The organism is Azospirillum sp. A29, from assembly GCF_042604625.1.
In the GTDB taxonomy this organism is placed as follows: domain Bacteria; phylum Pseudomonadota; class Alphaproteobacteria; order Azospirillales; family Azospirillaceae; genus Azospirillum; species Azospirillum palustre.
This window is the reverse complement of the sequence record NZ_CP170469.1, coordinates 101,616-114,240: the sequence shown is the minus strand read 5'-3', so window position 1 is coordinate 114,240 and position 12,625 is coordinate 101,616. Positions and strand designations below refer to the sequence as shown.

Annotated in this window: 12 protein-coding genes; 1 reads left to right on the top strand and 11 read right to left on the bottom strand. The window is 68.5% G+C overall.

The features are described 5' to 3' along the window. Positions 1–39 precede the first annotated feature (39 nt). Complete coding sequence (pcaF, locus tag ABNQ38_RS34620; RefSeq protein ID WP_377811400.1) at positions 40–1,245, top strand: 3-oxoadipyl-CoA thiolase; 1,206 nt, start codon at positions 40–42, stop codon at positions 1,243–1,245. Between the two features lie 74 nt (positions 1,246–1,319). Here the strand turns inward: pcaF and ABNQ38_RS34615 are convergent, their stop codons facing one another. The 11 genes from ABNQ38_RS34615 to ABNQ38_RS34565 form a co-directional block, all read right to left on the bottom strand. Further along, a complete protein-coding gene (locus tag ABNQ38_RS34615; RefSeq protein ID WP_377811399.1) occupies positions 1,320–2,258 on the bottom strand; it encodes an electron transfer flavoprotein subunit alpha/FixB family protein in 939 nt (312 codons plus the stop codon). Positions 2,259–2,274: 16 nt separating this feature from the next. Continuing rightward, a complete protein-coding gene (locus tag ABNQ38_RS34610; protein ID WP_377811398.1) occupies positions 2,275–3,024 on the bottom strand; it encodes an electron transfer flavoprotein subunit beta/FixA family protein in 750 nt (249 codons plus the stop codon). A gap of 65 nt (positions 3,025–3,089) precedes the next feature. Beyond that, positions 3,090–4,061, bottom strand: coding sequence for a branched-chain amino acid ABC transporter permease (locus ABNQ38_RS34605; RefSeq protein ID WP_377811454.1), 972 nt, complete (start codon positions 4,059–4,061; stop codon positions 3,090–3,092). 9 nt (positions 4,062–4,070) lie between these two features. Then, complete coding sequence (locus ABNQ38_RS34600) at positions 4,071–4,958, bottom strand: branched-chain amino acid ABC transporter permease (RefSeq protein ID WP_377811397.1); 888 nt, start codon at positions 4,956–4,958, stop codon at positions 4,071–4,073. 18 nt (positions 4,959–4,976) lie between these two features. Then, complete coding sequence (locus ABNQ38_RS34595; protein ID WP_377811396.1) at positions 4,977–5,699, bottom strand: ABC transporter ATP-binding protein; 723 nt, start codon at positions 5,697–5,699, stop codon at positions 4,977–4,979. Then, positions 5,692–6,468, bottom strand: coding sequence for an ABC transporter ATP-binding protein (locus tag ABNQ38_RS34590; protein WP_377811395.1), 777 nt, complete (start codon positions 6,466–6,468; stop codon positions 5,692–5,694). The genes ABNQ38_RS34595 and ABNQ38_RS34590 overlap by 8 nt, the downstream gene beginning before the upstream one ends. After that, positions 6,465–7,553: a citrate synthase gene (locus ABNQ38_RS34585; protein ID WP_377811394.1), complete on the bottom strand. Its 1,089-nt coding sequence runs from the start codon at positions 7,551–7,553 to the stop codon at positions 6,465–6,467. Before ABNQ38_RS34585 ends, ABNQ38_RS34590 begins: the two co-directional genes overlap by 4 nt. A gap of 163 nt (positions 7,554–7,716) precedes the next feature. Next, entirely contained in the window at positions 7,717–8,946 is a 1,230-nt protein-coding gene (locus ABNQ38_RS34580) for an ABC transporter substrate-binding protein (RefSeq protein ID WP_377811393.1), read from the bottom strand. 37 nt (positions 8,947–8,983) lie between these two features. After that, positions 8,984–10,474 carry an FAD-dependent oxidoreductase gene (locus ABNQ38_RS34575; protein ID WP_377811392.1) on the bottom strand — a complete coding sequence of 497 codons (1,491 nt, stop codon included), beginning with the start codon at positions 10,472–10,474 and terminating at the stop codon, positions 8,984–8,986. Between the two features lie 45 nt (positions 10,475–10,519). Then, a complete protein-coding gene (locus tag ABNQ38_RS34570) occupies positions 10,520–11,782 on the bottom strand; it encodes a CaiB/BaiF CoA transferase family protein (RefSeq protein ID WP_377811391.1) in 1,263 nt (420 codons plus the stop codon). Next, positions 11,779–12,621: a citryl-CoA lyase gene (locus ABNQ38_RS34565; protein ID WP_377811390.1), complete on the bottom strand. Its 843-nt coding sequence runs from the start codon at positions 12,619–12,621 to the stop codon at positions 11,779–11,781. Before ABNQ38_RS34565 ends, ABNQ38_RS34570 begins: the two co-directional genes overlap by 4 nt. Between the last annotated feature and the right edge of the window lie 4 nt (positions 12,622–12,625).

The window sequence follows — 12,625 nt, the reverse complement described above, 5'->3', positions numbered from 1 at the left end:
TCCTGCTCCAGCGGCGGCGGGTAGCGGAAGACCCACTCCATGACCGAAGCATTCCTGTGCGACGCCGTGCGCACGCCCATCGGGCGTTACGCCGGCGCGCTGGCGCCGGTGCGCGCCGACGATCTCGCCGCTATCCCCCTGCGGGCATTGCTCGACCGCAACCCATCCCTCGATCCGTCGGCAATCGACGACGTGATCCTGGGCTGCGCCAACCAGGCGGGAGAGGACAACCGCAACATCGCACGCATGGCGGTCCTGCTTGCCGGTCTGCCCGAGACGGTTCCCGGCACCACGGTGAATCGCCTGTGCGGATCGGGGCTCGACGCCATCGCACTCGCGGCGCGCGGCGTGCGCACGGGCGAACAATTCCTGCTCCTGGCCGGCGGGGCGGAGAGCATGTCGCGCGCGCCCTTCGTCATGGGCAAGGCCGACGGCGCCTTCTCCCGCGCGATGCGGCTGGAGGACACCACGATGGGCTGGCGCTTCGTCAACCCGCGCCTGACGGCGTCGCACGGCGTGGACACCATGCCGGAAACCGCCGAGACGGTGGCGGAGCGCTATGGCATCGCCCGCGAGGACCAGGACGCCTTCGCCCTGCGCTCGCAACAGCGGGCCGGCGCCGCCCAGGGCCGTGGACGCTTCGCCCGGGAGATCGTCGCCGTGCCGGTCGCCGGCCGCAAGGGGGCGATCGCCGAGGTGACGGCCGACGAGCATCCGCGGCCCGATACCACGCTCGACCAGCTTGCGGCGCTGAAGCCGGTGGTGCGGCCCGGCGGCACCGTGACCGCCGGCAACGCGTCTGGCATCAACGACGGCGCGGCGGCGCTGATCGTCGCCGGAGAGGCGGCGGCGAGGCGTCATGGCCTCACGCCGCGTGCCCGCATTGTCGGCGCGGCGGTGGCCGGCGTCGAGCCGCGCGCGATGGGCATCGGGCCGGTCCCGGCGGTTCGCCGCCTGCTCGACCGCACCGGCGTGCCGCTCGACCGCATCGACGTGATCGAGTTGAACGAAGCGTTCGCCGCACAGGGGCTTGCCTGTCTGCGGGAGCTTGGACCGGCGGATGACGATCCGCGGGTCAACCCCAACGGCGGCGCCATCGCGCTCGGCCATCCGCTGGGGATGTCGGGTGCGCGGCTGGCCACCACCGCGCTGATCGAACTGGAGCTGCGCGGCGGCCGATACGCCCTGTGCACCATGTGCATCGGCGTCGGCCAGGGCATCGCGCTGCTGCTGGAACGGGTGTAAGGGGCATTTCCCCCAAGCGAAAGGGCGGCCTTCCGATGGAGGCCGCCCTTATGCTTTGAACGGTTGCTGCGCGCTCACAGCGCCTGCTGCAGCTCCGGCACGGCCTTGAACAGGTCCGCGACGAGGCCGTAATCGGCGACCTGGAAGATGGGCGCTTCCTCATCCTTGTTGATCGCGACGATGACCTTGCTGTCCTTCATGCCGGCGAGGTGCTGGATAGCCCCCGAGATGCCGACGGCGATGTACAGCTCCGGCGCCACGATCTTGCCGGTTTGCCCGACCTGATAGTCGTTCGGCACGAACCCCGCGTCCACGGCGGCGCGCGACGCACCGACCGCGGCACCCAGCTTGTCGGCCAGCGCCTCCAGCAGCGGGAAATTCTCGCCCGACTGCATGCCGCGCCCGCCCGACACCACCACGCGGGCGGCGGTCAGTTCCGGACGCTCCGACTTGGTCAGCTCGGCCGAGACGAAGCTCGACAGCCCAGCGGCACCGGCGCCCGACACCGCCTCGACGGCGGCCGAACCGCCTTCGGATGCTGCGGTCTCGAAGGCGGTGGTGCGGACGGTGATCACCTTCACCGCATCGGCCGACTGCACGGTGGCAATCGCGTTGCCGGCGTAGATCGGCCGCTCGAAGGTGTCCGCCGACAGCACGGCGGTGATGTCGGAGATGGCGGCGACGTCCAGCAGCGCCGCGACGCGCGGCAGCAGGTTCTTGCCGACCGAGGTGGCGCCGGCCAGCACATGGCCGTAGCCGCCGCCCGTGACGGTGGACACCACCAGCGGGGCGACGTCTTCCGGCAGCTGATGCTCGTAGGCGGCATCGTCGGCCAGCAGCACCTTGGCGACGCCGGCCACCTTCGAGGCTGCCTCGGCAGCAGCCTGCGCGCCCTTGCCGGCGACCAGGATATGGACATCGCCGCCGATCTTGCCGGCAGCGGTGACGGCATTCAGCGTGGCGGGCTTCAGCGAGGCGCCGTCGTGGTCGGCGATGACGAGAATGTTGGCCATGGTCAGTTCATTCCCCTCAGATCACGCGGGCTTCGGTCTTGAGCTTGTCCACCAGGGTGGCGACGTCCGGCACCTTGATGCCGGCCTGACGCTTCGGCGGCTCGGCGACCTTCACCGTCTTCAGGCGCGGCGTGACGTCGACGCCCAGGCTGTCCGGCGTGATGGTCTCCAGCGGCTTCTTCTTCGCCTTCATGATGTTGGGCAGCGAGGCGTAGCGCGGCTCGTTCAGGCGCAGGTCGGCGGTCACCACCGCCGGCAGCTTCAGCTCCACCGTCTCCAGCCCGCCGTCGATCTCGCGGGTCACCGCGACCGTGCCGTCACCGGCGGCGATCTTCGAGGCGAAGGTGCCCTGGCCCCAGCCGAGCAGCGCCGCCAGCATCTGGCCGGTCTGGTTGCAGTCGTCATCGATGGCCTGCTTGCCGAGGATCACCATCCCCGGCGCTTCCTTCTCGACCAGCGCCTTGAGGACCTTGGCGACGGCCAGCGGTTCGGTCGTCACGTCGGTCTGCACCAGGATGGCGCGGTCGGCGCCCATGGCGAGTGCCGTGCGCAGCGTTTCCTGGGCCTGGGTCGGGCCGACGGACACCACCACGATCTCGGTCGCCTTGCCGGCTTCCTTCAGGCGCACGGCTTCTTCGACGGCGATCTCGTCGAAGGGGTTCATGCTCATCTTCACGTTGGCGGTCTCGACGCCGCTGCCATCCGCCTTGACGCGGATCTTCACGTTGTAGTCGACCACTCGCTTAACGGGGACGAGGACTTTCATGAATCGTATCCTTTATGCGGCTCTGATGTCGGCGAGGAAGCGGTCGATCTCCCGATGGAGGGACATCAGCGATTCCCCTTTCCGGGCAGACGGTGCAGCAGCTCGCCGACGATGCCGCGGCGGAAGACCAGCACGCAGACGACGAAGATGCAGCCGATCACCACCGGCACCGGCAGGCTGGTCGCGGCGAGGTAGCTTTCCAGCGTCACCACCAGCCCGGCGCCGACCACCGGCCCGAACAAAGTGCCCATGCCGCCCAGCAGCGTCATCAGCACCACCTCGCCCGACATCTGCCACGTCACGTCGGTCAGGCTGGCGAGCTGGAACACCAGCGCCTTGGTGCCGCCGGCCAGTCCGGCGAGAGAGGCCGACAGCACAAAGGCCACCAGCTTGTAGCGGTCGGTGCGGTAGCCGAGCGACACCGCACGCGGCTCGTTCTCGCGGATCGCCTTCAGCACCTGCCCGAAGGGCGAATGCACCGTGCGCCAGATCAGGGCGAAGCCGGCGACGAAGATCGCCAGCACGGTGTAGTACATGGTCAGCGGCTGGCTGAGGTCGAACAGCCCGAACAGGGTGCCGCGCGGCACGCCCTGGATGCCGTCCTCGCCATGGGTGAAGGGAAGCTGGAGCGCCAGGAAGAACACCATCTGGCTCAGCGCCAGCGTGATCATGGCGAAATAGATGCCCTGGCGGCGGATGGCGATCAGCCCGAAGACCAGCCCCATCAGCCCGGCGACCGCGGTGGCGGCGATCAGCCCGAACTCCGGCGCCCATCCCCATTCCTTCACCACATGCGCGGCGATGTAGGCGGCCCCGCCGAAGAAGGCGGCATGGCCGAAGCTAAGCAAGCCGGCGAAGCCGATCAGCAGGTTGAAGGCGCAGGCGAACAGCGCGAAGCACAGCACCTTCATCAGGAACACGGGATAGAGCGCATAGGGCGCCAGGACTGCCAGAAGCAGCCCGGCTCCGGCCAGCAGGATCTTCGGCGAACCGCCATACATGACGATACCTTCGTGCAGTGTGTCCCTGGTTTGCATGGTCATGGCTTATCTCTCCCGTCCGAACAGTCCGGCCGGCTTCACCATCAGCACCACGGCCATGATCACGAACACGACGATGTTCGAGGCTTCCGGGTAGAAGACCTTGGCCAGCCCCTCCAGCAGCCCCAGCCCGAGCCCGGTGACGATGGCGCCGAGGATCGAGCCCATGCCGCCGATGACCACCACCGCGAACACCACGATGATCAGGTTCGACCCCATCAGCGGCGACACCTGATAGATCGGCGCCGCCAGCACGCCGGCCAGTCCGGCCAGCGCCACGCCGAAACCGTAGGTCAGCGACACCATCACCGGCACGTTGATGCCGAAGGCCTGCACCAGCGTCGGGTTCTCCGTCGCCGCCCGCAGATAGGCGCCCAGCTTCGTCCGCTCGATGGCGAACCAGGTGCCCAGGCACACCAGCAGCGACGCCGCCACCACCCAGCCCCGGTAGGTCGGCAGATACATGAAGCCGAGGTTGGTGCCGCCCTTCAGCAGGTCGGGGATCGGATAGGGCTGGCCCGACACGCCATACTGGTGGCGGAAGGCGCCCTCGAAGATCAGTGCCAGCCCGAAGGTCAGCAGCAACCCATAGAGATGATCGACCTTGTAGAGCCGGCGCAGCATCGTGCGCTCCAGCACCAGCCCGACCGCCCCGACCGCCAGCGGCGCCAGCACCAGCGCCCCCCAGTAACCGACGCCCAGGTAGGTCAGCAGCAGCCACGCCACGAAGGCGCCGACCATGTACAAGGCGCCGTGCGCCATGTTGACGACATTGAGCATGCCGAAGATCACCGCCAGCCCCAGGCTGAGCAGCGCATAGAAGGAGCCGTTGATCAGGCCGAGCAGAAGCTGGCCGAACAGGGCTTGCGGCGGAATGCCGAACAGGTGCGACATCGGACGGTCCTCTCCCGCTCACACGCCGAGATAGGTGTGCAGCTTGTCCATGTTGGCGTGGAGCCGGTCGTTGGGGATCATGTCGACCACATGGCCTTCCTCCATCACGTAATGGCGGTCGGCGATGGTGGCGGCGAAGCGGAAGTTCTGCTCCACCAGCACGATGGTGAAGCCGCGTGCTTTGAGCGCCCGCACCGCGACGCCGATCTGCTCGATGATGACCGGAGCCAGCCCCTCGGTCGGCTCGTCCAGCAGGATCAGGGTGGCACCGGTGCGCAGGATGCGGGCGATCGCCAGCATCTGCTGCTCGCCGCCCGACAGCCGAGTGCCCTGGGTCGAGCCGCGGCCCTTCAGGTTGGGGAACAGCTCGTGGATCTGCGGGACCGTCATCCCGCCCTCCTTGACCACCGGCGGCAGCGTCAGGTTCTCGTCCACGCTGAGGCTTGAGAAGATGCCGCGCTCCTCCGGCACATAGCCGATGCCCAACCGCGGGATTTTGTGCTGCGCCATGCCGATCAGCTGCTGCCCCTGGAAGCGGATCGAGCCGGTGCGCTTGCCCATGATGCCCATGATGGCGCGCATGGTAGAGGTCTTGCCGGCGCCGTTGCGGCCCAGCAGCGTCACCACCTCGCCTTGCCGCACCTCCAGGCTGACGCCGTGCAGCACATGGCTCTCACCATAGAAGCCGTGCAGGTCGGCGATCTCCAGCATGGCCGTCTTGGTGTTCATCCCGTCAGGCATGTCCGGTCCCCCCCGTGCCCATATATGCTTCCATCACCTGCGGGTTCTTCGAGACGACCTCGTAGGGTCCCTCCGCCAGGATCTCGCCGCGGCGCAGAACGGTGATGGTGTCCGACAGGTGGGCGACGACCGACAAATTGTGCTCGACCATCAGCACGGTGCGGTCGGCGGCGACGCGCTTGATCAGCGCGGCGGTGCCCTCGATGTCCTCATGGCCCATGCCGGCCAGCGGCTCGTCGAGCAGCATCACCTCCGGGTCGAGCGCCAGGGTGGTGGCGATCTCCAGGGCGCGCTTGCGGCCATAGGGCAGTTCGGCGGCGGTGTGGCCGGCCCAGGGGGAAAGGTTCACCGCCTCGATCAGTTCCAGCGCCCGGTCATGCAGGTCGTGGAGCGACGATTCGGACTTCCAGAAGTGGAAGCTGGTGCCGAGCGGCCGTTGCAGCGCGACGCGGACATTCTCCAGCACGCTCAGGTGCGGGAAGACGGCCGAGATCTGGAAGGAGCGGACCAGCCCCATCAGCGCAATGTCGGCCGGCTTGGTGCGGGTGATGTCGCGGCCCTTGTAGAGGATCTGGCCGCGTGTCGGCGTCAGGAACTTGGTCAGCAGGTTGAACACCGTGCTCTTGCCGGCGCCGTTCGGGCCGATCAGCGCGTGGATGGTGCCGCGGCGAACCTGAAGGTTCACCTCCTTCACCGCCACGAACCCCTTGAACTCCTTCGTCAGACCACGCGCTTCCAGGATGATGTCGTCGGTGGGTCCGTTGGTCATTCCTGTTCTCTTCCGGTCTTGGGTCGGCCGGCCGACAGCGGACCGACATAGCGTGACGTCGGTCGCAACATGCGTCCGGTCCGTTCCTGTTCACGCACATGCGCCGCCCATCCGGCCGCGCGGCTGGCGGCGAAGAGGGGTGTGAAGCCGGCACGCGGCACACCGAGCGCTTCCAGCAGCAGGGCGGCGTAAAATTCCACATTGGTGTGCAGGGTCCGCTCGGGACGGCGCGCCGCCATCACCGAAAGAACCGTCCGCTCGACGGCTTCGGCAAAGGCGAGCCGACCCTCTGGTGCCCGGCCCGCGCCGGACCGCTGCAGCGTCAGGAGGCTGTCCTTCATGATGTCCGCGCGAGGATCGCGGATGCGGTAGGCCCGCGACCCGAAGCCCATCAGCCGCTCCTCCCGGTCGAGCGCCGCCGTCACCCAGTTTTCCGCAAGATCCGCCTCGCCGATGGCGTCCAGCATGTCGAGGACCAACCCCGGCGCCCCGCCATGCAGCGGCCCTTCCAGCGCGCCCAGCGCCGCCAGCGCGGCGGCCGACAGGCCGCCCCCGGTCGAGGCGACCACGCGGGCGGTGAAGGTCGAGGCGTTCACACCGTGATCGACCATCGCGACCAGATAACGGTCCAGCGCCCGCGTCTCCGCCTCGCCGACGGCGGCACCATGGATCATGCGCAGCAGATCGGCGGCATGCGGCAAGGAGCGGTCCGGCGCCACCGGGGCCTGTCCACGAACCAGCCGGATGGCCGAAGCGGCGGCAACGGCGGCGCCCGCCACCAGCATCGTCGGCGTCATCGCGCCCCCCGGCAGCGAGGCCAGCAGGAAGCGCTGACACTCGATCACGGTGAGATCGGACGGCATCGCCGCGAAGCGGGGAGAGAGCCGCGCAAAGGCGTCGCATCTCGCCGCAGCCAGGGCATCCGGGCTCATCCGTGCCGGGATCTCCGCTTCCCACAGGATCGCCACGACCTCTTCATAGGAGCGGGCGATCAGATCGGGCAGTCGATGCCCACGCATCACCATCTCACCCGTCGCCGGGTCGCCCCCGCTCAGGCTGGTTTCGGCGGCCGATATCCGCTCCATCGTTATGCTGTCCGGTAAGGGGTGGGAGGTGCCGCCGCCGGAGGTGATGCGGCGAACTCGGTGCGAATCCTAAGCAATCAGCCCTCCGGCTCAACTTCATATATGTAAGCGGGGCATTACCATCGGTTATGCATCGTCCGGGGCGAAGCCCTTGGGGCGACGCCTACATCTTCTTGACCAGGGGGCAGTCGCTTTCCGACAGCGGCCGGAAGGCACGGTCGGCGGGAACGCTGCGGACCAGCTTGTAATAGTCCCAGGGCGACTTGGACTCGGCCGGGGTCTTGACCTGGAAGAGATACATGTCGCGCAGCACCCGGCCGTCCTCGCGCACCGTGCCGTTCTTCGTCATGAAGTCGTTCACCGGCGTTTCCTTCATCGTCTTCATGACGGTGGGAGCGGCGTCGGTTCCGGCGGCCTTGATCGCCTTCAGGTAATGGCCGACCGCGCCGTAGACGCCGGCCTGGTAGAAGGTCGGCATCGCCTTGCGCTTCTCGAAGAAGCGTTTGGAGAAGGCGCGTGTCCCGTCGTCCATGTCCCAGTAGAAGGGCGTCGTCAGCATGATGCCCTGGGTCGCCGGCAGGCCCAGCGCGTGGACCTCGCTGATGGCGAGCAGCAGCGCCACGATGTTCTTGCCCGACTGGCCGAGCCCGAATTCCGCCGCCTGCTTGATGGCGTTCTGGGTGTCGGCCCCGGCGGTGGCGAGCGCCACGACCTTGGCCGGCGACGCCTGGGCCTGGAGCAGGAAGGAGGAAAAGTCGGCATTGTTCGCCGGCATCCGGACGCTTCCCACCACCTTGCCCTTCTGGCTTTCGACGACGGCGCCGGTGTCACGCTCCAGCGCGTGGCCGAAGGCATAGTCGGAGGTCAGGAAGTACCAGCTGTCGAAGCCCGAGGCCACCACCGCTTCGCCGGTCACATGGGCCAGCGCATAGGTGTCGTAGGTCCAGTGGATGCCGTTCGGCGTGCAGGCCTTGCCGGTCAGGTCGGAGCTGGCCGGCGAGGAGAAGATGGCGACGCGGTTCTTCTCCTTGGTGATCTGCTGCACCGCCAGCGCCACGGCGGAGTTCGGCACGTCCATGATGGCGTCGACCTGATCGACGTCGTACCAGCGCCGCGCCGTCGAGGCGCCGACGTCGGCCTTGTTCTGGTGGTCGGCGAAGATCAGCTCGATGGGCGTGCCGTTGACGGCGCCGCCGAAATCCTCCACCGCCATCTGCGCCGCGGCGATCGACCCCTGCCCGGTGCTGTCGGACAGCTGGCCCGACAGGTCGGTCAGGATGCCGATCTTGATCTTGCCGTCGCTGTAGGCGGCACTTTGCGCGAGCGCCGGCTGGGACAGGCTGTGGGCAAACAGGCAGGCGGCGACGGCCGCCGTTACGGCGTAACGGTTCATCAGGTCCTCCCTAGGGAATTTTTATGGATTGCCAGCGTTATGGATGGTCAACGGCGTCGCCGGAGGCCGCCGCATGCTGGGCGGCCAGCCGGCCGAACACCGCGCCGCGCAGGACCGAGGTCGAGCCGGTATAGACCTGGTGATAGAGGCCGACCGTCTCGCCCGCCGCATAGAGTCCCGGCATCGGCCGGCCGTTGCCGTCCAGCACGCGGGCATCGGCATCCACCTTCAACCCGCCGAAGGTGAAGCAATTGGCCGAGACGATGGGGAAGGCGCGGAACGGACCCTTGGTCAGCGGGCGGGCCCAGTTGGTCTTGGCCGGGGTCAGGCCGGCGGTCGCCAGACCGTCGACCCGCGTCGGGTCGAAGCGGGCCAAGTCGGCGGGGCAGGCAGCGTTGTAGGCGGCGACCGTCTCCAGCGTGGCGTCCAGCGGCAGGCCCAGCTTTTCGACCAGCGCGTCGAGCGTCGGCGCCTCGATGGCCGGCACGTCGCTGCGGATGCTGGTGCGCCAGCGCGGGACGTCCCCCACCTGATCGTCGAACAGCACATAGGCGATCCCGTCGGGCTGGTCGGCGACGATGCGGGTGATGTGGTCGTAGGTGGCGTCGGCGGTGCCCGGAGCCTCGTCGAGGAAGCGTTCGCCGCGCTTGTTGACCAGCACGCCATAGGGCCAGATGAAGATCACCGCTTCCGGCTGGCGCGACCGCGGGTCGACCGGCTCGGCGTGATAGGATCCGAAATCGCCGGCCGCCGCCGCCCCGGCGTCGAGCGCCATGCGGATGCCCTCGCCACGATTGTAGTAGCCGCCGCGCGCCACCGGCCGCACATGTTTGGCGCGCTGGCCCATGTAGCGGGTCATCATCTCCGGGTTGCCCTGGTAGCCGCCCGACGCCAGGATCGTCGACCGGCCGCGGATGGCGACGCGCAGCCCGTCCGTCCCGGTGGCGTAAACGCCGCCGATGCGGCCCCGGTCGTCGCGCAGCAGGTCGAGCGCCGTGGTGCGGTAGAGCACGCGGGCGCCCAGCGCCTTCGCCTCCGCCATCAGGCGTTCGATCAGGGCGAGACCGCCGCCCTGCGCCGCGATGCGCTGGGTGTTCTGGGTCAGCAGATAGATCGGCTGCGGTTCGAACCGCAGGCCGAAACCCTTCAGCCAGGCAATGGTCGGCGGCACCCGCTCGGCGAAGCGGGAGATCACTTCCGGATCGGGGAAGGGGTGGGCCTTCACATAGTCCGGCCAATGCTCGTACGGTTCGGCCGCGGCGGCCAGCACGTTGGGATCGATGTTCAGCCCGGCATTGGCGGCGAAATGCTCCTCGAAATCGTCGGAGATCTCCGAATCATTCTTCATCCGCATATAGGCTTCGGTCCAGCGCGAATTGCCGCCGAAATCCTCCTCGGGCGCCCGCTCCAGCAGGGTGACCGACAGGCCGGCCTGCAACGCCGTCACCGCTGCCGAAAGCCCGGCGATGCCGCAGCCGACGATGACCAGATCGCTGATGGCCAAATCGCCGATGGGGTGCTCAGACATCCGTGTTTCCTCCGTCATTTCTTTCGTCTCCAGACCTGTCCCGCATCATCCGGCAAGGCGCTGCCGGTTGCCGTCGGGTTCGTGATCGGCCACAACGATTCCGGCCCCCGTCAGCTGCTCGATCGCCGCCGGACCGTAGCCGAGTTCGGCCAGCACCGCGCACGTGTCCTGTCCGACGCGCGGCGGGTCGCGGCGGATCGTGAGATCGGTGTCCGCCACATGGATCGGCAGCCGCGGCAGGGCGGTCCGGACCCCGTTCGGCAGGGTGGTCGGCATCAGCCCACCGGTGGCCCGCAGATGCGGATCCTCGAACAGATCCTCCGGCCGGGCGATGGGCGCGAAGGGAATGCGGGCACGCTCGCACACCGACACCGCCTCCTCCATCGACAGGCTGCCGAACAGCGCCGTCAGCAGCGGCAGCAGGCGCGGCCGGGCGGCGATGCGGTCGTTGTTGGTGCGGAACGCGGGATCGTCGCGCAGGTCCGGCCGGTCGATGACGGCGCAGAAGCGCTCCCAATGGCTGTCGGTGGTGATGCCGACGAAGATCGGCCGCCCGTCGGCGGTGCGGAAGGTCTCGTAGACCGCCCAGGCCGACACCCGCTCCGGCATCGGCGGGATCGGCCCGTCCGCCTGGGCGGCGTAGCAGAGATGCTGCCCCATCAGGAACACCGTGGTTTCGAACAGGGCGGTCTCGACGGTCTGGCCCTTGCCGATGCGTTCCCGCTCGCGCAACGCCACAAGGATGGCGATGACGGCGAACATGCCGCCGGTGATGTCCACGACCGAGGTGCCGGCGCGCAGCGGCCGGCCGCTCGGCCCGGTCATGTAGGCGAGCCCGGTCATCATCTGCACCACCTCGTCGAGCGCGAGGCGGCCGGCATAGGGGCCGTCGAGGAATCCCTTCAGGCTGGCATAGATCAGGCGCGGATTGATGCGGGCCAGCGCGTCGGCGCCCAGCCCCAGCCGCTCCATCGTGCCGGGGGCGAAATTCTCCACCAGCACGTCGGCCTCGGCAACGAGACGATGCGCGATGTCGCGGCCCTCCGGCGTCTTCAAATCGACGGCGATGGAGCGTTTGTTGCGGTTGAAATAGCCGAAATAGCCGGTCCCGAAGCCCTTCAGATGGCGGGTCGGCTCGCCGTTGGGCACCGGTTCGACCTTCACCACATCGGCGCCGAGGTCGGCGAGGATCATGGCGCAGGACGGCCCCATCACCGTATGGCCGAAATCGACGACCTTGACGCCGGCCAGGGGGAGCGGCTTGGCAAAAGATCCGGCGGGGGAGTCGGCGGGGGATCGGTCGGTCATGCTCCGTCTCCTGGAACCGGACGCGGCGACGCCCCGTCATAGCGGTAGGGGATGGACGGCGGCATCGGCCCCTTGATGCGGCCGCCCTGCTGCGACTGCTCCCAGGCGTGGGCCATGATGCCGACCGAGCGCGACAGCACGAACAGCCCGCGCCCGAGCCCGGACGGGAAACCGAGTTCGGCGAACACCACGGCGGTGGCGCCGTCGATGTTCATCGGAAGCCGCCTGCCCTTGCGCGCGGCCAGCGCATCCTCGACCGCGCGGCCGATGGCGGCGGCCTCTCCCGTCACGGCCCCCTCCCCCGTCGCCGCCTCCACCAGGGCCAGCAGCCGGCCGGCGCGCGGATCGACGGGATGGAAGCGGTGGCCGAAGCCGGGGATATGCTCGCGCCGCTCCAGCCGGGCGGCGATTTCCTCATCCGCCGCCCCGGCCACGGACATGCCTTCGCTCATGCAGGCGGCGACGGCGGCGTAGAGGTCCATGCATTGCTGGCCGGCACCGCCATGGACGTCGCCCAGCGCGTTGATGCCGGACGCCATGGCGTTGTTCAGCCCGACGCCGCAGGTGGCGGCCATGCGGGCGGTGGCGATGGATGGCGCCTGCGGCCCGTGATCCACCGCCGCCACCAGCGCGGCCCCCAGCAACCGGCCCTGCGCCGGTGTGGGCAATTCGCCGCGCAGCATCAGCCAGACCATGTCGGGGAAGCCGATCGTGCCGATCAGCTCCTCTATGGCATAGCCGCGCACTCGGATCGAACCCGGATGGATGTCGATGATCGACGTCCGCCACCAGCCGGCGGCGCTGTCGATGGTCGCTTCGGACATGGGAATTTCGGACATGGGA

Coding starts and splice junctions, on each gene's coding strand:
- pcaF (WP_377811400.1), top strand. CDS start 40: ATGACCGAAGCATTCCTGTGCGACGCCGTGCGCACGCCCATCGGGCGT.
- ABNQ38_RS34615 (WP_377811399.1), bottom strand. CDS start 2,258: ATGGCCAACATTCTCGTCATCGCCGACCACGACGGCGCCTCGCTGAAG.
- ABNQ38_RS34610 (WP_377811398.1), bottom strand. CDS start 3,024: ATGAAAGTCCTCGTCCCCGTTAAGCGAGTGGTCGACTACAACGTGAAG.
- ABNQ38_RS34605 (WP_377811454.1), bottom strand. CDS start 4,061: ATGCAAACCAGGGACACACTGCACGAAGGTATCGTCATGTATGGCGGT.
- ABNQ38_RS34600 (WP_377811397.1), bottom strand. CDS start 4,958: ATGTCGCACCTGTTCGGCATTCCGCCGCAAGCCCTGTTCGGCCAGCTT.
- ABNQ38_RS34595 (WP_377811396.1), bottom strand. CDS start 5,699: ATGCCTGACGGGATGAACACCAAGACGGCCATGCTGGAGATCGCCGAC.
- ABNQ38_RS34590 (WP_377811395.1), bottom strand. CDS start 6,468: ATGACCAACGGACCCACCGACGACATCATCCTGGAAGCGCGTGGTCTG.
- ABNQ38_RS34585 (WP_377811394.1), bottom strand. CDS start 7,553: ATGGAGCGGATATCGGCCGCCGAAACCAGCCTGAGCGGGGGCGACCCG.
- ABNQ38_RS34580 (WP_377811393.1), bottom strand. CDS start 8,946: ATGAACCGTTACGCCGTAACGGCGGCCGTCGCCGCCTGCCTGTTTGCC.
- ABNQ38_RS34575 (WP_377811392.1), bottom strand. CDS start 10,474: ATGTCTGAGCACCCCATCGGCGATTTGGCCATCAGCGATCTGGTCATC.
- ABNQ38_RS34570 (WP_377811391.1), bottom strand. CDS start 11,782: ATGACCGACCGATCCCCCGCCGACTCCCCCGCCGGATCTTTTGCCAAG.
- ABNQ38_RS34565 (WP_377811390.1), bottom strand. CDS start 12,621: ATGTCCGAAATTCCCATGTCCGAAGCGACCATCGACAGCGCCGCCGGC.